This window comes from Jeotgalibacillus alimentarius, from assembly GCF_000829445.1.
Taxonomy (GTDB): domain Bacteria; phylum Bacillota; class Bacilli; order Bacillales; family Jeotgalibacillaceae; genus Jeotgalibacillus; species Jeotgalibacillus alimentarius.
Window position 1 is genome coordinate 282,123 of the sequence record NZ_JXRQ01000017.1, and the last position, 26,175, is coordinate 308,297.

Annotated in this window: 33 protein-coding genes; 24 read left to right on the forward strand and 9 right to left on the reverse strand. The window is 41.3% G+C overall.

Features of this window, described 5'->3' with window-relative positions:
• Positions 1-25: 25 nt before the first annotated feature.
• From ctaD to KP77_RS08585, 5 genes are all read left to right on the forward strand, one after another.
• Complete coding sequence (gene ctaD, locus KP77_RS08565) at positions 26-1,918, forward strand: cytochrome c oxidase subunit I (RefSeq protein WP_041122285.1); 1,893 nt, start codon at positions 26-28, stop codon at positions 1,916-1,918.
• Positions 1,918-2,547, forward strand: coding sequence for a cytochrome (ubi)quinol oxidase subunit III (locus tag KP77_RS08570; RefSeq protein WP_041122286.1), 630 nt, complete (start codon positions 1,918-1,920; stop codon positions 2,545-2,547). The genes ctaD and KP77_RS08570 overlap by 1 nt, the downstream gene beginning before the upstream one ends.
• 4 nt (positions 2,548-2,551) lie before the next feature.
• On the forward strand, positions 2,552-2,881 hold the full coding sequence (ctaF, locus tag KP77_RS08575) for a cytochrome c oxidase subunit IVB (protein WP_041122287.1): 330 nt from the start codon (positions 2,552-2,554) through the stop codon (positions 2,879-2,881).
• A 144-nt stretch (positions 2,882-3,025) separates the two neighbouring features.
• The gene (ctaG, locus tag KP77_RS08580; RefSeq protein ID WP_041122288.1) at positions 3,026-3,946 is read left to right on the forward strand and encodes a cytochrome c oxidase assembly factor CtaG; all 921 of its coding nucleotides are present in this window, start codon (positions 3,026-3,028) and stop codon (positions 3,944-3,946) included.
• A 23-nt stretch (positions 3,947-3,969) separates the two neighbouring features.
• The gene (locus KP77_RS08585) at positions 3,970-4,431 is read left to right on the forward strand and encodes a DUF420 domain-containing protein (RefSeq protein ID WP_041122289.1); all 462 of its coding nucleotides are present in this window, start codon (positions 3,970-3,972) and stop codon (positions 4,429-4,431) included.
• 168 nt (positions 4,432-4,599) lie between these two features.
• Here the strand turns inward: KP77_RS08585 and ytvI are convergent, their stop codons facing one another.
• Together ytvI and KP77_RS08595 are read right to left on the reverse strand one after the other, a co-directional pair.
• Positions 4,600-5,658: a sporulation integral membrane protein YtvI gene (gene ytvI / locus KP77_RS08590; protein WP_041122290.1), complete on the reverse strand. Its 1,059-nt coding sequence runs from the start codon at positions 5,656-5,658 to the stop codon at positions 4,600-4,602.
• A 108-nt stretch (positions 5,659-5,766) separates the two neighbouring features.
• Positions 5,767-6,126, reverse strand: a complete 360-nt coding sequence (locus KP77_RS08595; RefSeq protein WP_041122291.1) for a YugN family protein — start codon at positions 6,124-6,126, stop codon at positions 5,767-5,769.
• 201 nt (positions 6,127-6,327) lie between these two features.
• Between KP77_RS08595 and KP77_RS08600 the strand changes: the two genes are divergently transcribed.
• The gene (locus KP77_RS08600) at positions 6,328-7,410 is read left to right on the forward strand and encodes a CAP domain-containing protein (RefSeq protein WP_052474044.1); all 1,083 of its coding nucleotides are present in this window, start codon (positions 6,328-6,330) and stop codon (positions 7,408-7,410) included.
• 24 nt (positions 7,411-7,434) lie between these two features.
• Here KP77_RS08600 and KP77_RS08605 read toward each other — a convergent pair whose 3' ends face one another.
• Complete coding sequence (locus tag KP77_RS08605) at positions 7,435-7,908, reverse strand: PaaI family thioesterase (protein WP_041122292.1); 474 nt, start codon at positions 7,906-7,908, stop codon at positions 7,435-7,437.
• A 78-nt stretch (positions 7,909-7,986) separates the two neighbouring features.
• Here KP77_RS08605 and ylbD point away from each other — a divergent pair, with 78 nt between their 5' ends.
• Positions 7,987-8,307, forward strand: coding sequence for a spore coat protein YlbD (ylbD, locus tag KP77_RS08610; RefSeq protein ID WP_041122293.1), 321 nt, complete (start codon positions 7,987-7,989; stop codon positions 8,305-8,307).
• 48 nt (positions 8,308-8,355) lie between these two features.
• Positions 8,356-8,802 (forward strand): YlbF family regulator, encoded by a 447-nt coding sequence (locus KP77_RS08615; protein ID WP_041122294.1) that lies wholly within the window; start codon positions 8,356-8,358, stop codon positions 8,800-8,802.
• Positions 8,803-8,835: 33 nt separating this feature from the next.
• Here the strand turns inward: KP77_RS08615 and KP77_RS08620 are convergent, their stop codons facing one another.
• Both KP77_RS08620 and KP77_RS08625 read right to left on the reverse strand, forming a co-directional pair.
• Positions 8,836-9,738 carry a glycerophosphodiester phosphodiesterase gene (locus KP77_RS08620; protein WP_041122295.1) on the reverse strand — a complete coding sequence of 301 codons (903 nt, stop codon included), beginning with the start codon at positions 9,736-9,738 and terminating at the stop codon, positions 8,836-8,838.
• Positions 9,739-9,812: 74 nt separating this feature from the next.
• Positions 9,813-10,127: a hypothetical protein gene (locus tag KP77_RS08625; protein WP_041122296.1), complete on the reverse strand. Its 315-nt coding sequence runs from the start codon at positions 10,125-10,127 to the stop codon at positions 9,813-9,815.
• Positions 10,128-10,206: 79 nt separating this feature from the next.
• On the opposite strand from KP77_RS08625, the gene KP77_RS08630 reads away from it, so the two are divergent.
• On the forward strand, positions 10,207-10,482 hold the full coding sequence (locus KP77_RS08630) for a YlbG family protein (RefSeq protein WP_041122297.1): 276 nt from the start codon (positions 10,207-10,209) through the stop codon (positions 10,480-10,482).
• A gap of 48 nt (positions 10,483-10,530) precedes the next feature.
• On the opposite strand, the gene KP77_RS08635 is transcribed toward KP77_RS08630, so the two are convergent.
• Positions 10,531-10,917: a DUF7147 family protein gene (locus tag KP77_RS08635; protein WP_041122298.1), complete on the reverse strand. Its 387-nt coding sequence runs from the start codon at positions 10,915-10,917 to the stop codon at positions 10,531-10,533.
• A 101-nt stretch (positions 10,918-11,018) separates the two neighbouring features.
• On the opposite strand from KP77_RS08635, the gene KP77_RS08640 reads away from it, so the two are divergent.
• From KP77_RS08640 to coaD, 4 genes are all read left to right on the forward strand, one after another.
• Complete coding sequence (locus KP77_RS08640) at positions 11,019-11,309, forward strand: hypothetical protein (protein WP_041122299.1); 291 nt, start codon at positions 11,019-11,021, stop codon at positions 11,307-11,309.
• 88 nt (positions 11,310-11,397) lie between these two features.
• The gene (locus tag KP77_RS08645) at positions 11,398-12,765 is read left to right on the forward strand and encodes a hypothetical protein (protein ID WP_041122300.1); all 1,368 of its coding nucleotides are present in this window, start codon (positions 11,398-11,400) and stop codon (positions 12,763-12,765) included.
• Positions 12,766-12,906: 141 nt separating this feature from the next.
• Positions 12,907-13,485 carry a 16S rRNA (guanine(966)-N(2))-methyltransferase RsmD gene (rsmD, locus tag KP77_RS08650; RefSeq protein WP_041122301.1) on the forward strand — a complete coding sequence of 193 codons (579 nt, stop codon included), beginning with the start codon at positions 12,907-12,909 and terminating at the stop codon, positions 13,483-13,485.
• Positions 13,475-13,960 carry a pantetheine-phosphate adenylyltransferase gene (gene coaD, locus KP77_RS08655; protein ID WP_041122302.1) on the forward strand — a complete coding sequence of 162 codons (486 nt, stop codon included), beginning with the start codon at positions 13,475-13,477 and terminating at the stop codon, positions 13,958-13,960. Before rsmD ends, coaD begins: the two co-directional genes overlap by 11 nt.
• 12 nt (positions 13,961-13,972) lie before the next feature.
• Here coaD and KP77_RS08660 read toward each other — a convergent pair whose 3' ends face one another.
• Positions 13,973-15,061, reverse strand: a complete 1,089-nt coding sequence (locus tag KP77_RS08660) for a hypothetical protein (RefSeq protein WP_041122303.1) — start codon at positions 15,059-15,061, stop codon at positions 13,973-13,975.
• A 124-nt stretch (positions 15,062-15,185) separates the two neighbouring features.
• Between KP77_RS08660 and KP77_RS08665 the strand changes: the two genes are divergently transcribed.
• On the forward strand, positions 15,186-15,974 hold the full coding sequence (locus KP77_RS08665) for a patatin-like phospholipase family protein (protein WP_041122304.1): 789 nt from the start codon (positions 15,186-15,188) through the stop codon (positions 15,972-15,974).
• Positions 15,967-17,001 (forward strand): SepM family pheromone-processing serine protease, encoded by a 1,035-nt coding sequence (locus KP77_RS08670; RefSeq protein ID WP_041122305.1) that lies wholly within the window; start codon positions 15,967-15,969, stop codon positions 16,999-17,001. The genes KP77_RS08665 and KP77_RS08670 overlap by 8 nt, the downstream gene beginning before the upstream one ends.
• Positions 17,002-17,038: 37 nt before the next feature.
• Here the strand turns inward: KP77_RS08670 and KP77_RS08675 are convergent, their stop codons facing one another.
• Positions 17,039-18,241: a nucleotidyltransferase gene (locus KP77_RS08675; protein WP_041122306.1), complete on the reverse strand. Its 1,203-nt coding sequence runs from the start codon at positions 18,239-18,241 to the stop codon at positions 17,039-17,041.
• 243 nt (positions 18,242-18,484) lie between these two features.
• Here KP77_RS08675 and KP77_RS08680 point away from each other — a divergent pair, with 243 nt between their 5' ends.
• The 4 genes from KP77_RS08680 to KP77_RS08695 all read left to right on the forward strand — a co-directional run bounded on the left by KP77_RS08680 (position 18,485) and on the right by KP77_RS08695 (position 20,861).
• A complete protein-coding gene (locus tag KP77_RS08680) occupies positions 18,485-19,030 on the forward strand; it encodes a YceD family protein (protein ID WP_041122307.1) in 546 nt (181 codons plus the stop codon).
• A gap of 60 nt (positions 19,031-19,090) precedes the next feature.
• Positions 19,091-19,264, forward strand: a complete 174-nt coding sequence (rpmF, locus tag KP77_RS08685; RefSeq protein ID WP_039808711.1) for a 50S ribosomal protein L32 — start codon at positions 19,091-19,093, stop codon at positions 19,262-19,264.
• Positions 19,265-19,403: 139 nt separating this feature from the next.
• Positions 19,404-20,156, forward strand: a complete 753-nt coding sequence (locus KP77_RS08690; RefSeq protein WP_041122308.1) for an enoyl-CoA hydratase/isomerase family protein — start codon at positions 19,404-19,406, stop codon at positions 20,154-20,156.
• A 120-nt stretch (positions 20,157-20,276) separates the two neighbouring features.
• Positions 20,277-20,861 (forward strand): RsfA family transcriptional regulator, encoded by a 585-nt coding sequence (locus tag KP77_RS08695; protein WP_041122309.1) that lies wholly within the window; start codon positions 20,277-20,279, stop codon positions 20,859-20,861.
• Positions 20,862-20,902: 41 nt separating this feature from the next.
• On the opposite strand, the gene KP77_RS08700 is transcribed toward KP77_RS08695, so the two are convergent.
• Positions 20,903-21,379, reverse strand: coding sequence for an N-acetyltransferase (locus KP77_RS08700; protein WP_041122310.1), 477 nt, complete (start codon positions 21,377-21,379; stop codon positions 20,903-20,905).
• A gap of 161 nt (positions 21,380-21,540) precedes the next feature.
• Between KP77_RS08700 and KP77_RS08705 the strand changes: the two genes are divergently transcribed.
• The 5 genes from KP77_RS08705 to KP77_RS08725 all read left to right on the forward strand — a co-directional run bounded on the left by KP77_RS08705 (position 21,541) and on the right by KP77_RS08725 (position 26,110).
• Positions 21,541-22,881 (forward strand): acetyl-CoA carboxylase biotin carboxylase subunit, encoded by a 1,341-nt coding sequence (locus KP77_RS08705; RefSeq protein WP_041122311.1) that lies wholly within the window; start codon positions 21,541-21,543, stop codon positions 22,879-22,881.
• A gap of 5 nt (positions 22,882-22,886) precedes the next feature.
• Positions 22,887-23,099, forward strand: coding sequence for an acetyl-CoA carboxylase biotin carboxyl carrier protein subunit (locus KP77_RS08710; RefSeq protein WP_041122536.1), 213 nt, complete (start codon positions 22,887-22,889; stop codon positions 23,097-23,099).
• A gap of 21 nt (positions 23,100-23,120) precedes the next feature.
• Positions 23,121-24,659 (forward strand): acyl-CoA carboxylase subunit beta, encoded by a 1,539-nt coding sequence (locus tag KP77_RS08715; RefSeq protein WP_041122312.1) that lies wholly within the window; start codon positions 23,121-23,123, stop codon positions 24,657-24,659.
• A gap of 162 nt (positions 24,660-24,821) precedes the next feature.
• Positions 24,822-25,724, forward strand: a complete 903-nt coding sequence (locus KP77_RS08720) for a 2-dehydropantoate 2-reductase (protein WP_052474045.1) — start codon at positions 24,822-24,824, stop codon at positions 25,722-25,724.
• The gene (locus KP77_RS08725; RefSeq protein WP_041122313.1) at positions 25,724-26,110 is read left to right on the forward strand and encodes a DUF3397 domain-containing protein; all 387 of its coding nucleotides are present in this window, start codon (positions 25,724-25,726) and stop codon (positions 26,108-26,110) included. The genes KP77_RS08720 and KP77_RS08725 overlap by 1 nt, the downstream gene beginning before the upstream one ends.
• The last annotated feature ends 65 nt before the right edge of the window (positions 26,111-26,175 follow it).

A 26,175-nucleotide genomic window follows, 5' to 3' on the forward strand; every position in this document is an offset into this window, starting at 1 on the left:
TTGATTTCTAAGGGAGGTATACTTAGTGAGTACCGTTGCTGAAAAAAGAGGTTTCTTAGCTGTCCTATGGGACTACCTCACAACGGTCGACCACAAGAAAATCGCTATTCTTTATCTTGTATCCGGCGGATTTTTCTTCCTGGTTGGCGGTATTGAAGCAATGCTGATCCGTATTCAGCTTGCTGTTCCTGACAACGACTTTGTGTCAGCAGGATTTTATAATGAACTACTTACCATGCATGGAACAACCATGATTTTCCTGGCAGCCATGCCGCTATTATTTGCATTTATGAACGCAGTTGTTCCTTTACAAATCGGAGCACGTGACGTTGCTTTCCCATTTTTGAACTCACTGGGATTCTGGCTTTTCTTCTTCGGGGGAATTTTCCTGAACCTTTCATGGTTCCTTGGTGGAGCACCTGATGCAGGGTGGACATCTTATGCATCACTGTCAATTGCTTCTGATGGTCACGGGATCGACTTTTATGTTCTCGGGCTCCAGATATCCGGTGCCGGGACACTGATTGCCGGGATTAACTTCCTGGTAACGATTATTAATATGCGGGCACCAGGCATGACTTACATGCGTATGCCGCTTTTCACTTGGTCAACATTCGTTGCATCAGCACTTATTTTATTTGCATTCCCTCCACTTACTGTAGGGCTGTTCCTGATGCTGTTTGACAGAATGTTCGGCGCGAATTTCTTCGATGTAACTATGGGAGGAAATACGATTATCTGGGAGCACTTATTCTGGATCTTCGGTCACCCGGAAGTATACATTCTGATTCTGCCGGCGTTTGGTATTTTCTCAGATATTATTTCAACATTCTCTAAAAAGCGTCTGTTCGGTTATGCTGCGATGGTATTCGCAACAGTCCTGATCGGCTTCTTAGGATTCATGGTATGGGCGCACCATATGTTTACAACAGGTCTTGGACCAACGGCAAACGCGATCTTCGCTGTTGCAACAATGGCGATTGCAGTGCCGACAGGGGTTAAAATCTTTAACTGGCTTCTCACAATGTGGGGAGGAAGCATCCGTTTTACAACGCCAATGCTTTACGCTGTTGCATTCATTCCTTCATTCGTAGCCGGTGGTGTTACAGGGGTTATGCTTGCATCTGCTCCAGCTGACTATCAGTACCACGATTCTTATTTCGTAGTAGCTCACTTCCACTATGTAATCATCGGTGGGGTAGTACTTGGACTTCTTGCCGGTACACATTTCTACTGGCCTAAAATGTTCGGTACAATGCTGAATGAAACACTTGGTAAAATTACGTTCTGGTTATTCCTGATCGGTTTCCACGGTACGTTCTTTATCCAGCATTTCCTTGGTTTGATGGGTATGCCACGTCGTATCTGGAAGTACCTTCCTAACCAGGGGTTAGATCTATTCAATATGATCAGTACAGTCGGTGCATTCTTCATGGCTGTAGCTGTCATTGTACTGTTAGCTAACGTAATCATTACACAGGTTAAAAATGTTCGTGTTGGTAACGACCCATGGGGAGATGGACGTACGCTTGAATGGGCGATTTCATCACCACCTCCTTACTACAACTTCAAGCAGCTTCCGTTAGTGCGTGGACTTGATCCGCTTTGGATTGAAAAAATGGAAGGCCGTACTGAAATGACACCTGCTGAACCGCTTGGTGACATTCACATGCCTAACAGTTCATTCATTCCATTTGTTATGTCACTTGGTCTTTTCATTGCTGCTTTTGGTGCAATGTATCAGATTGACTGGAGAGCTTCTGACGGAGCAGATTATGTATGGTCACTTCCTGTACTGATTATTGGTATGGGTATCACGATTGGTTCAATGGCTGTCAGATCACTTAAAGATGATCATGGCTACCATATCCATAAAGAAGAACTGATGGATGACCATGATAAAGGGGGTAGGGAGTAATGGATATGAATAAAAAATACACGGCTCGCACGTGGCCTGAATCTCCTGAAAAAACTACCCTTGAAGGTAAAAATAAGTTTTTGGGTTTCTGGCTGTTCCTTGGCGGGGAAACTGTATTATTCGCAACACTTTTTGCAACATATCTTGCCTTAAAGGATAAGGTTCCAAGCAATGATCATTACCTGGCAGCAGATATGTTTGAACTGCCGCTTGTATTCATTATGACGATGCTGCTGTTAACATCTTCATTAACAAGCGTGTATGCAATGTACCATATGAAAAATCATAACTACCAGAAGATGCAGACATGGTTACTGATTACAGTACTCCTTGGACTTGCATTCCTCTGTTTTGAAATTTATGAGTTCAATCACTATGTTCATGAATTTCATCACACATTTACAAGCAGTGCGTTCGGTTCAGCTTTCTATACACTTGTAGGCTTCCACGGAGCCCACGTAGTTATAGGACTTGGCTGGTTCACACTACTGCTTGTACGTAACGCCAAGCGTGGATTGAACCTTTACAACGCACCGAAGTTCTTTGTAGCTTCTCTTTACTGGCACTTCATTGACGTTGTCTGGGTATTCATCTTCACGGTTGTATACTTAATGGGAATGGTGGGATAAACTGATGGCACATGAAACAACTTCAGCAAACCCTAAAGTCAATTATGAATACCGCCGCAGAAAAGCACGCGATGAAATGCGTGGACAGGTAACATCATTTGCAATGATGATCTTTATGACATTTATTGCATTTATCATTGTCCTTGCTGACTTTGATAAATTCTATGCATTCCCGATCCTGCTGGTACTTGCAGCAGCTCAGGTTGTACTTCAGCTTTATTATTTCATGCATATGAGTCATAAGGGACACGGAACTGCAGCATTATTCCTGTATTCCGGTGCGTTAATTGCATTTGTCACAATCCTGACTTTCTTAACAATCGTCTGGTGGTAATATAGAAGAGACCGGTTTATACCGGTCTTTTTTCTATGTCTGATATCTGTTCATGAACTTGTCATCTGACTGCATTGAAGTAAGTGTTAGACAGGCTTATAATAAAGTAGATGAGACCGGAACAGACAGAAAGGAAGGTGCCTGATGTCAATCACAATATTCGGATTCCAGGCGTTATGGAGCCCTTATTTCTTTATCAGCCTCACAATAATTACAATCCTGTTCTTTTTACTGGCAACGAAATGGAGACATAAGATTCAGGATTCAAGGCCGATCACAAGAAAAGAAACCGTACTTGTACTATTATCAGTCATTATTATCTACGTTATTAAAGGTTCCCCGGTAGACTTATGGGGACACATTTTATTCTCAATGCATATGGTTCAGATGGGAATTTTCTATTTACTGATCCCACCACTATTAATTGCAGGAGTACCAAATTATATGTGGAAAGCACTATTGAATCTGCCAGTGATCAAGCAGGTATTTTCATTCTTTACTAAACCTCTTATTGCACTGATTGTATTTAATGGAGCATTTTCTTTTTACCATATACCTCTGATATTCGATACGATAAAAGTAGATATGGTTCTGCATTCAATTGTCACCGGAACGATCTTCGTTTTATCATTCTTTATGTGGTGGCCGCTTGTAAATACCCTTGAAGGTGAATATAAGCTGAGCGGTGTTAAAAAAATCGGATATATTTTTGCTGATGGTATTTTACTGACACCTGCATGTGCGCTGATTATATTCTCAAATGACCCGATGTACGAAACGTTTTTTAACGGTGGTGCATGGTTAGAGGCGATGGCACTATGTGTTCCGGCAGGTACGCTGCAGAGTCTGCAGGGACTTGGGATTACCGGACCTGAGTTGTTTACAAACATGCCTCCCATTGAAGATCAGCAGGTAGGCGGAGTGATCATGAAAATTATTCAGGAAATCATTTATGGTGTTATATTAGCTCAGGTATTCTTCGAGTGGTATAGAAAAGAACGATCTGAAGAAGATGCACTGAATGCTTCCCTTTACGCAGCTAGAGAGTCAAATACTTTATCATGAAGACAAGAAAGAGGATATAGACAATGACATTACCTTTATTACCAACATTGAGTACCTTCTTTATTGTTGTCAGTGCTGTACTGGTGGCGATTGGCTGGGCACTTGTCAGAAAGAGAAAAATTGAAGCACATAAGAAAACGATGTTTGCAGCAGCTATAGCTGCTCTTACGTTTTTTATTATCTACATGAGCAGAACAATTTTTGCAGGGAATACGGCATTTGGCGGGCCGGATGAAATGAAGATTTATTATACTGTATTTCTTGTTTTTCACATTATTTTAGCAACTACTGGTGCTGTATTTGGCCTTGTAACAATCTGGCTTGGCTATAAGAACAGAATTAAGAAACACCGTAAAATAGGACCGGTCACTTCGGTTATCTGGTTTGCTACGGCGATCACCGGTGTAATGGTCTATCTGCTTCTATATGTACTATATGAAGGCGGAGAAACTACATCAGTGATCAAAGCGATTCTCGGAACATAAGCATAAAAAAGCGTGCCCCGTATTCAGACGGAGGCACGCTTTTTTATCATTTATTATATAGAAGTTACATATTGTTTAAGCGCAGCTGGTGAGGGGACGGCTCAGTGACCACCACCGTCCGGAAAGCGTTCCCCTGGAGCGGAAATCATCAGCCAGCCTCAACAGAGCCTAAAATTTAAAATTCATTTTGATGATACCGGCTTCTTTTGCTGAATTGAAGATAATCAGGATCAATGGTCCGATAATAAAGCCGAGAATCCCAAAAAGCTTTAACCCGATAAACATTGCAATTAAAGTAGCAAGTGGTGATAATCCAATATGTGTTCCCATGACCTTAGGTTCAACAGTACGTCTGATAATCAACAGCACAGCTGCCAGTATTGCAAGCTGAGTTCCCTGTTCTATGTCACCAGTAATCAGCTGGAAAATAGCCCATGGAGCAAGCACAACAATTGAACCGATAATTGGTATTAAATCTATTAACCAGATAATAATTGCCATCACCAGCGCAACTTCAGGTGCAATGATATAAAGTCCAATCAAAGAACCTGCCAGAATGAGCAGACTGACAAGGAACTGAGCTTTTGCAAATCCCCATATGACCTTTGACAGCCGTGCAGTCATAAAGCGGACTTTCTCAGCGGTTTGGTCTTTGAGGTGTTTGTAAATATTTTTTCTGATGCCTGGAAGATCAAGCATGATTAAAAACAATGCGATCAGGTATACAAGAAAGCTGACAAGGTAATCTGGTATATTTGTAATCATACCTGTTACACTTTCAGCGTTAATTGAATTTGTAATACTTGTTCTGAAGTCATTCAGGAAGTTATTAACTTCCTCACTGGTCTGATTCATTACCTGAGGCGGTACCTGTGCGAAGGTGATGGCCATATCTGTTTCAACAGTCTTCCACCATTTTGCCAGTTCATTTACATAATCAGGTGTATTTTCAACAAATTGAATGGCCTGACCGATTAGTTTCGTAACTGCAAAATAGGAGATTAAGCCGATGGTACCAAGGAATAAAACAAAAACAGTTCCTACTGACATCTTTCTGTTCAGTTTTGTCCGGGTGTTGATGAACTTAACAAGTGGCTCGAGTATAAGTGCTGTAATGACTGCCACAATTAAAGGTACAGATACTGGTAAGATGAAATAGATTAGTATCAGTGTGATCAGTATCACTAAAGCGGTTATCATATTTTTCTTTGTAAATATCTTGTTCAACGCCGGGCCCCTCTCAGCAAATTTAATGATTGATTAACATGCGGAGTATATGAAATTATCATTTATTGGATAAAATAAAAGAGCCATAGCTATAATGGCTCTTTACCATCAGATCGCAACCTTAGAAAGGTCTTCATAAATGGCAATCAGAATTTTTTCGCACGTTTGAACCAGGTGTTCAGGGAACTCTTCACCTTCACCATATTCAACACCGTGAGGGTAGTAATGCTTTCCAAGAAGTGGGGTCAGCAGTTTTACGTCTGCATCACTTGCACCAATGTCACCTTTTTCAGTGTAGCCGAAAATGCGCAGGTAAAAAGTACCTTCTCTGATTTCAAACTTTCTGTCATATGTAACACGTTCCCAGTCCCATTGACCAGCACGAACCATTCCATGTTCATTCATAATATCTTCCAATGGATCAAATTCGATTAATAGGGATTCTAATCCTGTATTTTCAAAACGCATTTGAAAATCTCCTCCTGTAAACCAGTTTTAAAATAAAACATCTCATGATTAATAATAGTCGAAAAAATAAGAAGTTGCAATTATGTCAGCAATTAAATGTCACTTTTTTGTGGCGAAAAGATGACAGTTAACATACTGTCTATCGCTATTATTATAAACGTTTCATATGTATAATATAAGTAACAGAAAGGAGGGACGCGCATGAAAGCAGTGATTAGAATAGGCGTAGTCATATTAGTCATATTCCTCATTGGCTTTTATAATGGTCCTTCTTTCCAGGAAAATGAAGAACTTGAAAATCAGCCATTTAATGTTGATCCTGATCAACGTGCAGAAATACCTGCTTCAGACGGTTTGACCCGTCCGAAATCCGGTGTTTCTGTCTATATAGGCAAGGCTGTGGACAGTCTGACAGAAACTTATGGGGAGCCTGACAGAATTGACCCGGGAAGAAATGGGCTCAGCTGGTATATCTATAATCAGGAGAACGGCTATATGCAGGCTGCTGTTAAAGAAAACGAGATCAAAGCTCTTTATGTGATGGGGGCGGCTTTTGACAGTACACCTTATCATACAGGACAGTCAGTACAGGACATTTACCGGTTTACGATGATTAACAGTGAAATTGTTGTAGAAGATGAAGGACGTGTATATCAGCTAGAGCTCAGTGAACAGGACCTTCATACAAGGTTGCTGGTGCAGTTTGAAGATATTTATGCGCAGTTAATGATTGACTCTGTCACCGGTACATTAATGGGCGTTTATTATCTTGATAAAGAGACCCTATTAGATCAGCAGCCTTATGAAGGATCCATAGAGGGAGGACCGGCAGCTGACGCTGAACAGGTTATTCTTGAAGAAGTGAATCAGGCGAATGAACGTCAGATATTTGATATCGTCAATTTTGTGAGAGCTTCACAAGGTTTACCTGAATTGATCTGGAGCGATCATGTGGCAGAAGTAGCGAGATCCTTCAGCCTCCTTAGAAACCAGTTATCAGCTGAAGAGGACAGTACTGAACTGCCAGGTTTATCTGACCGGTTGACAGAGCTGGAGCGTAAGTATAAGTCTGCTGGTGAGAATACAGCTTCACAGTATTATCTGACTCCCGCTGTAGTCCACGGCTGGCTTAATTCAGAAGGGCACAGAGAAACGATGCTGGCTGATACTTTCACTCATACAGGAGCAGGCGTCTACGGCAGTTACTTTACACAGGATTTTGTTCAGTATGAAGAAACTGACGAAGCAAACTCAGATCAGACATCATTGCAATCAGATGAATAAGGACGGGACAAATTTGTCCCGTCCTTATTTTTTATCAATCATAAAAAATGATCCTGTTGCATGGGCTGCCCGCTTACCATCAGCAGTTTCAATCCATCCTTCGATCACCATTGTTTTAGTTCCCGCATGAAGAACTTTAGCGTAGGCTGTAATTTCACCATCAATGATTGGTGCGGTGTAGTGAAGATTCAGCTGATTTGTAACTGCAGCTTTTCCTGGAAGAGCGGTTTTATTTGCAAGTGTACCCATAGCGGTATCAATCGCTGTTGCTGTAATACCGCCGTGCATAATCCCGAGTGAATTATATACAATTGGTGTGACAGGCATCTTAATAGAAAGCACTTCACCATTGAATTCATGTTCCATCGCAAACAGTGCACTTACATACGAAGAACTTTTCCCCTGCCGTTTTGATTCAAATCCTTTAAGGACCTGATCTATAATCATTTTTTCTTTTTCGTTTAACTGATCAGCCGTTATCTGATTGTTTGCATCCATTCTGAATATCCTCCTTTAACCATTCAACCCATTTTACCATAAAATATATGAACAAACGCTAAGAGGAGGCGGACGTATATGAGCAGCGACCTGACCCAATTCAAAGGTTATCTGAAAAAACATCCCGAGCTGATTATGAAAGTAAGAAGGGGGGAAACAACCTGGCAGGCATTATATGATGAGTGGCTATTAGTTGACCAGAAAGATTCAAGAGGGATAGAGTTCGATCAGATACTAAATACAGTAAAAGAAAAAATTCAGGATATTGATCCCGGCCAGATTGAAGAGTATTCAAAACGGATTCAGTCAGGTTTGGACTTTTTTCAGGAAATGCTAAGCAAATTAAATCAGGGGAATAACGAGTCAGATGATATTTTAATGAAACAATGGAAGCAATAAGGGTTCATTCTGTGAATTTCATGTTATGATAAAAGTGGAGGTGCGATTATGTTAGCTACGATGGAAAGAATCATGCTGCTTGATGCCTCAGATGAACTGTCTGAAGCAATCCTGCATTCAGAAACACTGGAAAATTATTATGAGAAGTACCGCACACTTAAATCATCCGGGAAGTCCATGGATAAAATATATAAATTTAATAACCTGAAGGAGCTGTATGAAGAAGTACAGCGCTTTGGAAGGTATCACCCTGATTACAGCAGAGTGATGAAGGAAATCCGGGAGACAAAAAGAGATATGGATATGGATCCGAATGTTGCACAATTCAGGGTAGCTGAAAACGAGCTGCAGCAGCTGCTTGATGAAGTCAGTGCTTTAATTGGCCATGCAGTATCCGAGAATGTAAAGATTCCGACGGGAAATCCATTTTTCGATTCACAATCCGGCTGCAGCGGCGGCTGCGGTTCCGGCGGGGGATGCTCCTGCTCAGCTTAATCAAAAAAGAACTGGCATACGCCAGTTCTTTTTTTAGTCGTTTTTAACAAGATGAATCGCAATGTCAGGACGATCCGTAATGATACCGTCCGCGCCGAGTCTAAGCAGGCGGTCCATTGTTTCAACATCATTAACAGTCCAGTACTCAACCTGGATATTCAGGGCTGTCAGAAATTCAATAAACCCTTTTGAGTCCAGTGGAATAGATTTATGCTTGGTTGGAATTTGAATAGCGTCAGCATTTGGATGATACAGATGTCCAAAACCGCTTCTGAATAATGAGAATGCTTTACGCGCTTCATTTTCACCTGCACCGATCGCAACGCGGTCCTGAGAGTAAAGGGAGAATCGGTCAATCTGTTCATCATAAAAGCTTGTAACAAGAACTCTGTCCATTACATCAAGCTTTTCAATCAGGCGCCATAGTTTTGACGGCATCAGACTGCCTTCATAAGTATCTGGATCTTCTTTCATATCAATATTGAAGAGGTGATCCGGAAACGCTTCAAGCGCTTCTTTGAGGCTGAGGATTTTTTCATCTTTGCCTCTATATGTCTGTTCACCCTGAAGGTCTCTGAAATGGTAACCAAGATCAAATTCCTTGAGCTCAGCAAGTGTGTAGTCTGAAACTCTTCCGGAACCATTCGTTGTTCTGTCGATAAATTGATCATGGAATACAATCAGCTCTTCATCTTTAGTCATTCTGATATCAATTTCAAAACCGTCTACGCCCAGTTCAGCAGCATGCTTAAAAGCAGCAAGTGAACTTTCAGGAGCGAGGGCTGCACCGCCGCGATGAGCAAAAATGCGTGGTTTCTCACCTTCAAAGAATGGTTTTGTTTGTCTTTTTACAGGCTTTGATGTCATTTTTGTACCAGCCCATATTGCTGCACCTGAAGCAGCCAGTGCAAGACCGATATTCGTTTTCTTTCCCATTTCAAATCCTCCCTTATACAAATATTTCACAATTTAATGTTAGCATGCCAGGGTAGCAGCGCACAAACATAAGCTCACCTGAACCTGATACAGTCGCTGCATAAATTTCCACAGCAGAACATTTTCTCGAGCGGCACATAAAAACGGTGACGGTACACCCATTGTTTGTGATGTGATCTGACGAATACGGTTTCTGCATTCAGCCGTTTACCCCGCATCGCCCTGGCTGCACACTTCATGATCATATGTTCAACTTCATGTCGATCAGTTTTAATCGTTGTTAAGTATAAAAAAGGTATACCGGCGGACTTCTTCCACTCAGCCTGAATCATACCGGGTTCATCACGCAGTAATGAAATAAATCTCTCCCAAATGTCATTCACATCCATATAAGCGCTTCCTTTCATTGCCGTAGCGGCATGGGATATGCTACAATTCTGTATAAGAATAACGAGTGAGGTAATGACTATGCTGACAGAGCGTCAAGGATTGATCATATGGCTGCACAGCTTAAAGCACGCTAAAACATTAAGGCGCTTTGGGAATGTGCATTACGTATCCAGAAAAATGAAATATGTATTATTATACTGTAATCAGAGTGAAATTGAAAAATTGACAGAGAAGCTATCCAACTACTCTTACGTGAAAAAAGTGGATGTTTCATTAAGGCCGTTTGTTAAAACAGAATATGAAAACGCAAGACCGGATAAAGCAAAAGAGTACGATTATAAAATGGGTCTTTGACAATTTAAAAAAGGCGGGCACAGGCTCCGCCTTTTTTTGTATCTGATTTTATGAAAGTGGGGCAATATACCGGTTCATTCTGAGTATACCGATTAAGTGCTGGAAATAAAGCTCAGTCTCTCCGAATACGGTAGAAGGCTGTACGTCAAGATGTACGATGGGAACACCGGATTCAGCCGCCGCCGACTCAATCAGCTTTAACCGTTCAGAAGTGTCTTCAAGGTCTGGAATACCCTCTCTGGAAATATAAATTGCCTGGAAATTACCCATTTCAGTTTTCTTCATAATCAGAGCGGGAGACACGACTTTTCTGTCATTTATTACAGTATGTAAGACAGCAAGACGTGAAGCGCGGTTTTTATTATAGCGGATTAAATCCAACAGCTCATAAATGTCTGCATATCCCTCACCAAGTTCAATAAAACGTTGAATCATTCTGTCACCTGCTTATAAAAATTTTATACACTTAATGTATCATAAGTTTTCATATTAAGCTTTCATAATGAGATAAAATTCGATGATCAGGGGTGGTCTACATGCATATTGCAGTGATTGTACTGGTAATTGTTTTACTCATCGTATATTTTTTGCCTGCCAGAGAACAGAAAGTGGATATTAAAGACGAAGGGTGGATTGTAGCTGCTATTGTTACAGCATTAGCGGCTTATGGGGCGATTGAACTTGCTAAACAGGAAGAGTTAAAAGAATTAACACTTGATGAACTTAAGAATGAGCTGGATCAATTTGAAGACTTACCTGACATCGACATGATCGTTGAAAACATGGGAATAGAAGCGGCGATACCTGATTTTTATGACATGGGTTAAATGTACCTAATATTTTTTGTTTAAAATAATAGAACTTTAAGACTACATGCCGTATAATGGTTTTATCAAATATGCGGGATGTGATGAGATGAAATGGGTATTATCTTTTTTTACACTTTTATTGATGACAGCTGCTGCCGGCCTTTTATATTTCCAGTGGACAGGTTATGACTCCGCCGCTGCATCTGATGAAAAAGTTCTTGTATCTCAAACGCTCGATGTCAAAATAAAGCCACGTGGTATCACGGTCTCGCAGACAATTAACGGGTTGCCTGATACTGAACTTTTAATAGACTGGCCTGAGATTGCTGATCCTGTCTCTTGTATGGAAGAATGCGGCCGGGTCTCTAAAAATATGGATAAAGTGATTGCCGGAGAAAAAACTTCAGTCACACTGACTTACACGCTGCAGACCCCGGTTACGCCTGCATTGCTTAAAAACTGGGGTGCTAAGCTAAGAGGGACTGAAGTACAGTCAACATCTGTCCATTTAACAGAGTCTTATCAATCTGAGGGTATGTGGATCTCAAGCCTGCCTTTTAATGGCAATTCACAGCTGGAATTGATACGTTTCTCTTCCTACAGCCATCAGGGAAATGAAGGGGAACTGATATGGGTGTCTGGTCAATTGTATCCCGTCTCAGCAGGGCCCGGGCAGACTGTATTCTCCCCATCAGAAGCTTTACCTGATATAACACTCTCTGAATACGCTGCAGACGTTCCTTTTACAGCAGTGGTAACAGATACTTTTACACCTGAGGATTCAAATGACTTTATTATCATCAATAACCTGAATGATTCTGATGCTATGACTAAGCTGATCAACGAATACGCGATGAAAAAATCTTATGGTTTGTCAGGCGAGTCTCAGTTTGTTGTTGATTATGTCATGTTGCAATTATTAAATGAGGAAACAGACTCTGAAAAAACATTACGTGCCGATCAGTCAGTCAAATCTGTTTTATCAAAAAGTAAGCTGACTGAATGGGAACAATGGCTTCATGAAAAAAGAAGCAGTCTGACAGCAGCTGATCTGGATCAGAAGCTGTCTGATCTAATGAAAGGAAAGACAGCATTTTTTGAATTGAATGCAGCAACAGACGGGTATATACCACTTTCAATTACTGATTCACGTGAGGTCACACTGAACGGGGAGCTGCTTGAAGGTGCACACAGAATAGATTCAGAAAATGAATCATATTATACACTTTTACCACTGCTTGAGCATCTGGGGTACACAGTACAGGACGCCGCGGGAAGTGTAACAGCCATTGGTGACAGCAGTTATACATTCTATCCGGATGAAGCAATCTTCAGATATAACGGATCCGGATATGACCTGATGTCTCCGCCGGTCATCAGTATCAACAATCAGCTGTATATTCAGGAAAGATGGGTCCAAAAATTTCTATTACTTTCGGTGGAAAAAGATCAGCAAATACATTTGACGAAATAAGCCGGCCTGATGAGCCGGCTTATTTTCTGTAAAAATCAGCGTATCTCATAGCGGTCAGCAGGCAATTATGGTAGCATAGGAACGAAATGTGTGACTCTTTATCATATATTGGCAAATAGAATGTGAAATCGTGGTGATAAAATGAGAATAATTTCAGGAGATAAAAGAGGCATTCAGCTGCAGGCAGTACCGGGAACCAATACAAGACCGACCACTGATAAAGTGAAAGAATCCATTTTTAACATGATTGGTCCTTATTTTGATGGCGGTGCGGGACTGGATTTGTTTGCCGGGAGCGGGAACCTTGGACTTGAAGCGTTGAGCAGAGGCCTTGATCATATGATCTTTGTAGATAAAGACCGAAAAGCTTTTCAGACGATTAAAGATAATATCACAAAGTGTTCGTATGAAAATCAATCAGAAGTCTACCGGAATGATGCGGAACGGGCACTGAAAGCAGTTGCGAAGAGATCGATGCGATTTAAACTAATTTTTCTTGATCCGCCTTATAAGTACAAACAGATTGACACATATCTGGCATTTATCAGTGAACATCAAATGCTGTCGGATGACGGGGTTATAATGTGTGAACATGATTCAAGTACAAATACACCTGAAGTTAACGGCGATTTAATCCGGGTAAAACATGAAATCTACGGGACAACAGGTGTTTCAATTTATCGGCTTGAAATAGGAGAGGAAGAGATGAATGAAACGTAAAGCAGTATGTCCGGGAAGCTTTGATCCGATTACGCTGGGACATTTGGATATTATCTCACGCGGAGCAAAGAACTTTGATGAATTACATATCGTCGTACTCAATAATTCTTCAAAAAAACCGGCATTTTCAGTTGAAGAAAGAATGGATCTGATCAGATCTGTCACAAAAGATCTGCCGAATATTAAAGTGGACTCTTATCAGGGGCTCCTTGTGGATTATGCGAGAGAAGTCGGCGCTAACGTAATCATCAGAGGGTTGCGTGCTGTATCAGACTTTGAATATGAAATGCAGATCACTTCTATGAACAGGGTATTACATAATGATCTGGAAACCTTTTTTATCATGACAAATAATCAGTACTCTTTCCTGAGCTCAAGTATTGTAAAAGAAGTCGCGCGGTACGGTGGAGATATATCAGAACTGGTTCCGCCTGAAGTTGAAGAAGCGCTGAGACAGAAGTATATGGTGAAATAAGAAAAGTCCCGGCTAAAACCGGGACTTTTCTATGCGATACGTCATCAAAAAGGTAAGTATGCCCAGTATTATCAGGGAAAGTGTAATCACCTGTGCAGATGTAATCCCATATTCCACAGGGGCTATAACTTCTTTCACTGCAGGTGAGTCCGTCTTGAGCGGGAACAGGTATGTATAGATAACAAAAATCAGCGGTGAAATCACTGCATGAAGCAGTCTCGAATAAAAATATGACTGATAGGAAATGGGAAGATGGCTGATAAAAGATAGAATCTGCATATGTATACACAAACCGCTGAATGAAGTCATTGAAAGAATAAGAATCGCAGCAATGTAAGTGGACGAAGCAGATGCTGCTGATTCTGCACCATTTGACAATTCCAATATACCAGAGATGACCAGATTGATTTTTGCATGGTGAGCACCCGTGTAGATTTCCTCCAAAAGCTGATTACATGATTCAATCAATACAGAAAAAAATACAATCAAACCACCGACTGTCAAAAGCTGTCTGACTGATGATGAGATGGCTTCCCTGAATAAAGTAAGGTAATCAACGGGCTCTCTTTCTGTCAGATCTGCATGAAAAGAAGGACCTTTTATATACTTTCCGGCTGCGATTCCTATGATGATATTTCCGGTTAGATGGCATAAAAATAAAGTACTGCCCAGGGTTGGCTGACTCATCAGGCCCCCTGCGACTGCGCCAATTAAAAACATCGGACTCGCCCCGTTGGTAAAGCAGATCAGACGATTGGCGTCAGGTATACTGATTTTATTTTTCTCGAGGAGATCTGCAGTCATTTTTGCACCGGTAGGAAATCCTGATACAGAGCCACTGAAGAATACGATTGCTCCGTAACCTGAAACGTTAAAAAGCTTTCTCGTCACAGGAGAGATAAAAGTTGCAAATACATTCACCCATGGAATGGATGGGAGTAAAGCGGTCAGGACGAAAAAAGGAAAAAGTGACGGGAAGATGATATCAGCAAAAAGCCGGATCCCGCGCATTGCAGCATCGATGGATGACATTGGATAGGATAGCATAAATACAAAAAATAGTAAGAACATCAATGAAATGATATGTTCTCTGAATTTCATCTGAATCGGCTCCGTTAGTGTGTGATTAGTTCTTTTTATAGCAAGGCAGTGCTAAAATTAACTGTATAGTGATTGTATGAGTTAAAGTGACGGGTAGAACCTGCCGGTTAGGGGTGTGGTAAATATGAATCCAAAAATAGGATTGGCGCTTGGGTCTGGCGGATCAAGAGGTTTTGCACACCTGGGCGTATTAAAAGTGCTCGAACGTGAAAATATTAAGATTGATTATGTAGCCGGCAGCAGTATGGGGTCATTGGTTGGTGCTTTATATTGTGCCGGACAGCGTATAGAGGATCTTGAGAGACTCGCTGACACATTCAGAAGTAAGTATTTTATGGATCTGACAGTACCGAAAATGGGTTTTATAGCAGGAGAGAAATTCAGGCAGTTTGTTAAACTGTTTTCACATGGGAAGAAAATTGAAGAACTGAATATTCCGTTATCGATTATTGCAACAGATCTCGTAAATGCAGAAAAAGTCATTTTCACATCAGGTCCCATAGACAGGGCAGTTAGAGCGAGTACTGCAATACCCGGGATTTTTGTACCCGAAAAAATTGATGGCAAGTTACTGGTTGATGGCGGTGTGATTGATCGTGTGCCTGCTTCAGTTGCGAAAGATATGGGTGCGGATATCGTAATCGGTGTAGATGTTTCACAAGTGAAAAAGCATGCTGAGATCAATACAATTTATGATGTGATTATTCAAAGTATTGATATTCTGCAGACAGAGATTGTCCACTTAAAAATGACAGGAGCAGATATTCTGATCTCCCCGAAAGTGGAACAGTTCAGCAGTAAGTCTTTTCAGTATGCCAAACAGATCATTCAACTCGGTGAAGAAGCTGCAGAAGCTGCTTTGCCTGATATTTTAAAGGAAATTGAACGCTGGAAGGAGCTTAGACATGAATAAAAAATCAATGGTTATACTGCTGATCATTATGCTGATTTCAGTGTTCCTGAGTTTTTATACATTACCTTACTATATTCAAAAGCCGGGAAGTGCATTCGCACTTGATGACATCGTGGAAGTAACTGATGGAACTGAAAGTGAAGGGGACTTTTCTTTAATGACAGTTTCACAGGTTGAGGCGAACGTTTTCGCTTATGCATGGGCATATTTTAGTGACTATCAGGAGATTTTCGAAATAGAAGATGTCAGAAATCCTCATGAGAGTGAGGAAGAATATGATGTCAGACAGCTGTATCTGATGGACAATTCTGCTGCACACGCGATAGAAGTAGCGTTTAAAGAGGCAGGAGCCGATTTCGAATATATCTATAATGGGATTTATGTGTTAAATGTTTTCCCGGGTATGCCTGCAGAAGGCGTATTAGAGGCGGGTGACCGGATCATTGAAGTCGACGATATTCAACTGGAGTCTTCGGAACAATTTATTGATTATGTTTCTGAAAAAGAAGCAGGGGATTCAATTTCACTTGTGATTGAAAGAGACGGAGAAGAATTGGCAGACCAGCTTACACTTGCTGAATTTCCTGATAATGATAATCGGGTCGGGATGGGGATCTCACTTGCAGATGATATTGAGTTAAATACTGACCCCGAAGTTGAAATTAATTCAGGTGGTATCGGCGGCCCGTCAGCAGGACTGATGTATTCACTTGAAATTTATGATCAGCTTGTCGAAGAAGACCTGACTTCAGGTAAAATGGTGGCAGGAACCGGTACAATTTCATCTGATGGTACTGTTGGAAGAATCGGCGGAATTGAGCAGAAAGTGGTAGCAGCAGACAAAGACGGAATTGAAATCTTTTTTGCACCTGATGATGAATTACCTGAAGATATGCAGGAAAATAATCCTGATTTGAAGTCAAATTACGAAGCAGCTGTTGAAACAGCAGAAAATATAGGAACCGATATGGAAATTGTTCCTGTTAAAGAATTCAGCGATGCATTAGAATATTTAAATTCTCTATAAAATTGAGCGGCCGGAATTATTTCGGCCGCTTTTTTACTTACAAAATGACCGGCGGTGCTGTGAAGTCTCTGCTGATCATTTTTTGTCTGTATACGGGGTCAGAAAACCCCATTGCATACGTTTTTGAAGCCCTGATATCAATCGCACATAACTCCTCATGTTTCCGGCTCAGCTTACTGATAACCGGCAGCGCGAAATCAGCTTTATGCATATTTAAATATTCCCTGCCTTTTCCGGTCATTCCGAGCATTCTGAGATATGAAGGCGAGCTGTTTTGCTGCACGTCAGTTTTCAGTGTTTTTGTTAACAGATGTGTTAAAATCCGCTGAATTCTTGTCCATGTATACCTTTTTGTTTTTACCTGATGCATAAACTCATGAAAACTGCTGCTTGCAGCTGCAGCAATCAGCCTGTATTCAATCCCTTCTTCCATTTCATATATATTGTTCAGTGACTGGGGAGAAGAAGTAAGAAGCGTGTGCTGAATAAATGGCCAGTATCGCTCCCAGTTCATCAGCTGTCCCCCGTCATTTATGTAAGATTCAGTCATGAGAAAGGTCGCTTCAGGAACGTGTTTTTTCACTTCGCTGAGTCCTTCCTCAAACATTTTTTTTCTGATTGATGTGGCACTTGAAATATAAGTCTCATGCAGTGATTCATCATGATACTCTGAGGCGGTTCTTTTAATAGTATACGGTGACATAGAAGATGCGTTTAAATCAGCAGCTTTTACATATTGATAGCCAAGCATATTATTCGGTCTGGACAGGTCAAGTCCTGCTTTATGTTCAAACAGTTGTCTGTAACTCTCAGCAGCTGCTGAAGGATAACTTCTGCCAAGCTTCATCTGTTCGCGAATCGTTTCCTGCAGCACGTCATGATACTCCTTTTCAAGCTGCAGCTGATCGAGAAATGGTTTGATCCGGCCGTTTTCACTGCCGAAACAGATCGAACTGCATCCTGCTGCGTGAAGCAATTTTACGGCACCTTCAGCAAAAATAGATGCATGCTGTACTGCAAAGTGGTAGGGCAATTCAAAAACAATATCCACACCGGATCTCAGCGCCATTTCAGCACGTTCCTGTTTTGGTAAAATAGCGGGTTCCCCTCTTTGCAAAAAGTTTCCGCTCATCACTGCGATGACAAGTTCACTGTCTGTCTTCTGACGGGACTGTTGTGCATGTATAAGATGACCATTGTGAAAAGGGTTATATTCGACGACAATTCCACAAGCTCTCATATTACTCATTCCTTTCTAAAAACTTTTCTGCTTATTAATGGGAAAGTAATAACTATACCTTTATATTCTAACTGATTTGCGTTATAATAGGTTGTAGTTTCGGCCGGTAAAAGCAACCGGTCTTTTATTGTGCAACTTAAACCGTAAATACTTTCAGGCCGGTACTTTTAGTTGTAAAGAAAAAATCTTGACATTCCTTTATACAGGGAATATAATCTACTTTGTGCCTTGAGGTGATGACAGATGAAATGGTCAATCATTCAGCTGCAGAAATATCGCAATGAAGACTTCAAGATCGACGAAACGGTAGACATGAATGAACTGACAGAACGCCACCGTGACATCAGACAGGTCAGCCCTGTTCATGTTACAGGACGCGGTGATATCAGTTCCTCGAGAATAACGTTTCACCTTCAGATTGAAACAACACTTACACTGCCTTGTGCAAGAACACTTGCAGATGTAGCGTACCCTGTTTCTCTTCAGACAGTGGAAACTTTTATTCTTAATTCATCTTATGTGGATGAAGATTTGAATGAAGAAGTACATGAGCCGGAAGGTGAGGTCATTAACCTTCGTCCGGTTATTGAAGAAATTCTGCTGACCTTGGTGCCGCTTCAGGTCTTTAGTGATAAAGCCATGAAAGAAGAAGGCATGGACAGTGGAAAAGGCTGGGAAGTTTTATCTGAGGAAGAGCTTGAAGAAGCAAGAGAAGAAGAGCAGCAGGAAGAGCCTGCAGCAGACCCGAGACTTGCTGATCTTGCGAAATTTTTTGACGAAAAAAAATAACCCGTAAAAACTGGACCTCTGGTTCATTTTACAATCACTCTCTTTAAGGAGGTGGGAAACATGGCAGTACCATTTAGAAGAACATCGAAAACCGCTAAAAGAAAGCGTCGTACGCATTTCAAGTTATCTGTACCAGGTATGGTAGAGTGCTCTAACTGTGGAGAAATGAAGCTTTCTCACCGCGTGTGTAAAGCGTGCGGAACTTATAAAGGCAAAGAAGTTGTAGGAAAATAATAACTTCTGCTGAAAACCTGCAAGAGGGACCATGGCCCTTTGCAGGTTTTTTTGCGTATGAAAGACTTGAAAACAGTATACAGATTATAAACATCCCGTGTTACAATGATGAACAGATTCAGGTAAAGGGGATTTGGATATGGGGTATACGATTCGTAAAAAAAATCACGCACTGATCTTTACAATTGCCAGACCGGATAAAAGAAATGCAGTGAACAATGAGGTCATGGATGGACTCGAGAAAGCTGTAACTGAAGCTGAGCAAAATGACGCTGTCAAAGCGCTCATTATAACAGGAGAAGGCGGCGAAGCATTCTGTTCAGGTGGGGATCTTCAGGAGTTTCATCAGCTGAAAACACAGAAAGAGTCATATGAAATGCTCTCAAAAATGGGTGGAATTCTATATAGAGTTGCTACACTGAACAAAGTGACAGTTGCATTTATCAACGGAACTGCAATTGGCGGAGGCTGTGAAATCGCGACTGCCTGTGACTACAGAATTGCCCGTAAAGGCGTTAAAATGGGATTTGTTCAGGGGAACCTTGCTATCACGACAGGATGGGGCGGTGGTACTCTGTTATATGAGAGACTCCCGTTAAATCAGGCATTCCGTCTGCTGACTGAAGCAAAAATTCACTCTGAGGAAACATTAAAAGAGCTTGGATTCATTGATCAGACAGTTAACGCATTATCTGCTGAAGACATGATTGATCTGTTTGAGGACGTTTTCAAGAAAACCGGTCCTGTTCTATCAGCATATAAAAAAATGCTCAACAGAAAATGGGCTTCAGGTGATCTGCGGGACCGCATGGAAAGCGAGATCCATGAGTGCTCAGTCCTTTGGGAAAAAGATGAACATCATGAAGCAGTGGAGAAGTTCTTAAATAAATAAAAAAATAGACATAAAAAATACGTTTTTCGTATTTTTTATGTCTATTTTTTTATATTCAAGCATAAGATATCAGTAGATTCAGAAAGTAGTAAAAAGAATGAGATGACTGGGGGAATCATTGTGAAATTCAGACAGGACGGATGGACATCCAAAGAAGATCAGTTATTAAAAGAAAAAGTGCTGACGCATATTGAGCAGTGCAGCACCCAGCTGAATGCATTCGAGGAAGTTGCGATTGAACTGAACAGAACGCCTGCAGCATGTGGCTTCAGGTGGAACTCCTGCCTGAGGAAAGAATGCCAGAAACAGATCTCGGAAGCTAAAAGAGCAAGGTATGCTAAAAGAAGAGAAGAAGAGAAAAAGAATACTGTAAAACATAATGACTGGACAGCCGAACAGCTCCTGCAAAGAATGAATCAGTGGATCAGCAGACTTGAAACGCACCAGCCTGACGAGGAGCTTGAGCTGAAAATCAAAGAAACGGAAAAAGAGCGTGAACGGCTGGAAAAAGACAATGAATTCTTAAGAGAACAAATCTCTGAACTGAAGGAAGATTACCATGCACTGCTTTATTTAATTGAAAAAGCCAGAAAGCTTGGATCAGAGGATGCTGAGAGGTCGCCTGGTGTCTTTAAGATGGAACCAAACGGTAATCTGTTCAGAATGGATAAAAAGGCAGTGAATGAATCATCAGATCATTATTAGATATATATAAAGGCTGAGACAGATGTCTCAGCCTTTACTCATTACTCATGTACTTGTTCTGTAACGCCTTCAGGGTACCAGACCATCGGGTTTTCTCCAAGGTCACGCTCCAAGTCATATGTGACGCGCTCAAAGCCCATCTTCTCCCAGAATTCAGTTGAGTTAACTCTCGGGTTCGTTTTGATTGGCAGACCAAAGCTTTTAGCGAACTCTACCATTTTAGAACCATAGCCTTTTTTCTGATAGCCCGGCAGCACTTCTACTTTCCATAACTCCAGGTAATTTTGAGGCGGCTCGAAGTACTGGTCAAACCTTGCGTCTCTCTTATACAGATTCATTCTCGCAACCAGCTTATTGCCAAGGTAGATCCCGTAAAAAGGTGATTCACTGTCGTTTTCCACCATATTTGTTTCGAGTTCTTCTTTCATTGACAGCTCCTGTACGCCAACTTCCCGAAACTTATTGAACTCTTCAAGAGTTTTGTAATTGATTTTCAGATTTTCCACTTTAAAAGACATTCCGGACACTCCCTATATATTTTCTGATATGCTCATGTAACCGCTTTAAGCAGTTTCTGACTATATTATATCGCAACAGGTCAAAAAATTCTGCACATTTACTTAGAAAGCGTTTACAATAGAAAATGGGATGGGGATAATTAAACAGAAGGGGGATTCATATGAGAAAAATACTGATTGCAAATCGCGGTGAAATTGCACTGAGAATTATTAAAACGTGTAAACGTATGGATATTAAAACAGTAGCAGTATATTCTGATGCAGATCAGGACCTTCCATACGTAGAGGCAGCTGATACTGCCGAGCATATAGGTCCGCCACCGGTTGCCCAGTCTTATTTACATATTGAAAGACTGCTTGAAATTGCTGCAAAAGAAAAAGTTGATGCGATTCATCCCGGTTATGGCCTGCTCTCTGAAAATGCCGAGTTTGCTGAGCGTATTGAAAAAGAGGGATACATTTTTATTGGTCCGTCCTCTGAAGTAATGAAAAAAATGGGCGATAAAATTGAAGCAAGAAAGACAATGGCAGAAGCAGGGGTACCTGTCGTGCCAGGATATGAAAGTGAATCAATGACGCTTGAAGATGCCTGCAAAGAGGCCGGAAGAATTGGATATCCCGTTATGCTTAAGGCGAGCAGCGGTGGAGGTGGTGTCGGAATGGTGCTTTGTGATGATGAGCAAGCGCTCACTCAGCATTTTGAACCGACAATTAAACGCTCCCAGACGTATTTTGGTTCAGGTAAATTATTTATTGAAAAATATATCCCGAAGGCACGCCACATTGAAGTACAAATATTCGGAAGTGCGGAAGGAAAAGTTTTTCATCTGTTTGAACGCAACTGTTCGATCCAGAGGCGGAATCAGAAGGTTATTGAGGAATCTCCATCACCATCACTCACTCAGCCCGCTAAGGATAAGCTGTACGATCTTGCAGTCCGTGCTGCTGAAGCAGTGAATTATAAAAATGCAGGAACAATTGAATGTATTCTCGATGCAGATGAGAACCCATACTTTTTGGAAATGAATACACGCTTACAGGTTGAGCACCCAGTTACTGAAGAGGTGACCGGAATTGACCTTGTAGAGTGGCAGATCCTGACTGCATTTAACGAAGAGATCCCGGTTCACAGTCAGAAGGATATTCAGCAGCAGGGCCATTCAATTGAATTCAGAATCTATGCTGAGGATCCGAAAACGTTTTACCCTTCACCTGGCACGCTTGAAAAACTTGAGTTTCCTGAGGGTGAAGGGATCAGAGTGGATGAAGGATACAAAGAAACAAATAAAGTTACACCGTATTATGACCCGATGATCGCCAAATTTATCGTGACTGCGGATTCAAGACAGTCCTGTATCAGTCAGGCAAGACAGGCAATCGATTCAATAAAAGTCGAGGGTGTTAAGACAAATATACCTGTTCATAAAGCCGTGCTTGATTCAGCTGAATTCATGGACGGGAAATACCACACACAAACATTAACGAAAATTAAAGGAGAATGATGAAAATGACACAGATTACTTCAACAATGGCAGGAACAGTTCTGCAGGTATTGGTCAATCAGGGAGATGAAATTGAAAATGGTCAGGCTGTAATGATGCTTGAATCGATGAAGATGGAGATCCCCGTGGAAGCAGAAACAGCTGGTAAAGTAAGTGAGGTTAAGGTAAACGCAGGGGATTTTGTAAATGAAGGTGACACACTGCTCGTACTTGAATAATCAGGAAAGGAGAGAGGGATTATGCAATCTGAGACAATTCAAAACAGGCTGAAAGAAGCAAGGGATACGATTAAAAAAGGCGGGAAGCCTAAGTATCATGAAAAACTCAGCGAACAGGGGAAAATGTTTGCACGTACAAGAATAGAGCATCTGGTAGATGAAGGTTCTTTTAAGGAAGATGCAATGTTTGCAAACTTTAATGCGGGAGACCTTCCTGCTGACGGTGTCATTACAGGTACCGGACTGGTTGAAGGGCGTCCTGTTTGTATTATGGCAAATGATTCAACGATAAAAGCCGGATCATGGGGCGCGAGAACGGTTGAAAAAATTATCCGCATTCAGGAGACAGCTGAAAAGTTGCGTGTTCCAATGCTTTATCTGGTGGATTCAGCGGGTGCAAGAATCACTGATCAGCTGGATATGTTTCCAAACCGCCGCGGTGCAGGACGGATTTTCCACAATCAGGTGAGGCTGTCAGGGACGATCCCTCAGATCTGCCTTCTTTTTGGACCTTCAGCTGCCGGTGGTGCATATATCCCCGCATTCTGTGACATCGTGATTATGGTGGAGGGGAATGCATCCATGTATCTCGGCTCACCGAGAATGGCTGAAAAAGTCATCGGTGAAAAAGTGTCACTTGAAGAGATGGGTGGCGCAAGGATGCATTGCTCAGTAAGTGGTTGTGGTGATGTCCTTGCTAAAGATGAAGAGGAAGCGATTGAACATGCGGTCAATTACTTAAGCTATTTTCCTTTAAACTTCGAAGGTGAGATTCCGGTAAAAGAAGCGCGGGCGAAACAAAGTTATAAAGAATTATCAGGCCTGATCCCCGCAAACCAGAATGCGCCGTTTAACATGTATGATGCCATTGATACACTGATCGATGAGGGCAGTTTTTTTGAAATTAAAAAGCTGTTTGCACCTGAACTGATCACAGGTTTTGCCAGAATGAACGGGAAGCCGGTAGGTATCATTGCCAATCAGCCAAAGGCAAAGGGAGGCGTGTTATTTGTAGACTCAGCTGATAAGGGTGCAAAGTTCATACAGCTGTGCGATGCGTTCAATATTCCGTTATTGTTCCTTGCTGATGTTCCTGGCTTTATGATCGGGACAAAGGTTGAGCGGGCAGGCATCATCCGTCACGGTGCAAAGTTAATTTCTGCGATGAGTTCCGCGACTGTGCCAAAAATTTCTGTAGTTGTACGAAAAGCGTACGGTGCAGGATTATATGCAATGGCAGGTCCTGCTTTTGAACCGGATTGCTGTATTGCACTCCCGTCTGCCCAAATCGCAGTAATGGGACCTGAAGCTGCAGTCAATGCAGTGTATTCGAATAAAATTCAGGACATTGAAGATCCCAAAGAAAAAATCGCTTTTGCACAGGAAAAGCACAAAGAGTATCAGGAAGAAATCGATATATACAGACTTGCATCAGAACTGATTATTGACGATATTGTAGAACCTGATGAGCTGAGAGATGTATTGATCAGCCGCTTTGAGTACTACGCTTCAAAAACCATTCCGATGCCGCCAAAAAAACACCCGGTGTATCCGGTATAACACACTTACCGCCAGAAGCGTTTTCTGGCGGTATTCTTCTGAATTGCGATATCAGGGGCTATTATTATTTTTATACAACTGTAATCAGCCAATCTTCAGCTGATTTTATTAAAAAAAGGATGCTATTTCACCTGCATTGTCTGATAAACTAGATAAAAAGGAGTGATCATTATTCGGGTAAATATCATAGGAGCAGGGTCAATTGGACTCCTTTTTGCTCATCAATTACAAATATGCGGTCATTCTATACATATAAGCACTAGATCTGATGAACAGGCCCACACTCTAAATAAGAATGGTGTAACTGCACCACAGAGCCAGGCAGTCAAAGTAGCAGCTTCCCAAATAGATAAAACAACTTTCAATGAATCAGAAGCAGTAATCATTGCAGTTAAGCAGTATCATTTAAATGAAATCTTACCTGCTTTAAGACGGGTACCTGATCATATTCCACTGATCTTCCTGCAAAACGGCATGTCGCATCTTACATATCTCTCTTCAATCCCACACAAACATATTTTTGTCAGTACAGTGGAGCACGGTTCAAAAAAGCTGAACAGTCATACCTATCAGCACAATGGCATTGGCTGGTGGCGTGTTGCCTGCTACAGGGGTAACAGCGAACTGGCGGATCGTTTAATCGCCTGTAACAGAACTGAGTTTCCGGTTGTATTCGAAGCTGATTATGAACGATTGCTGACAGTTAAGTTAATTAAAAACCTCATGATCAATCCGTTGACAGCGTTATTTAATGTGAGAAATGGTGAGCTTGAAGCTAATGCCCGTTACAGAGAAATGATGAAGTTACTTTACAGCGAAATTATGTTCATTTTTCCTGAAGCGGTCACACACTGCAGGCTGGATGATATTTTTGATTTATGTATGAAAACTGCAGAAAACGAATCATCGATGCTCTCTGATATAAAAGCTGGCAGAAAAACAGAAATTGAAGCAATGACAGGCTACGCTACAAAAATCGCTGAAGAAAAAAAGGTAAAGCCCCTGATTATACCATTTCTTGAAAATGCTATTCTTGCCATTCAGGAAAGGAAGGAGAAAAATTAATGGTTGCTGCAGCAAACCTTCTCAGCATACTGCTATATGCACCTTATCTGATCTATCTGCTTGTTTTTATTATTGTTAAGAAAATATCATCAAGGCACCGTCTGGCTGTTTCTTCCGGTATCAGTGCAACAAATCCATTCTTAATCGGATCAGTATACTTTCTCATTCTTTTTATATGGAAGATATCAATTTTCTGGGTTCTCTGCTTAATCGTAGCCGCTATCGGAATCCTTACTGCATTTTATATAAGAAGTAAAAAGGATGACTTCACCATCTCACATATTATTAAAAGTACGTGGCGGCTTTCTTTTTTAGTATTCTTCCTGCTGCATATAGCACTTATTGTGACCGGAACTGTGTTATCGATCTATGAATCATTGCTTTAGCGAGCAATATTCTTTCGGCTTTCGAAAAGCGGATGGTATACTGACAGTGGACTAATGCGGATTAA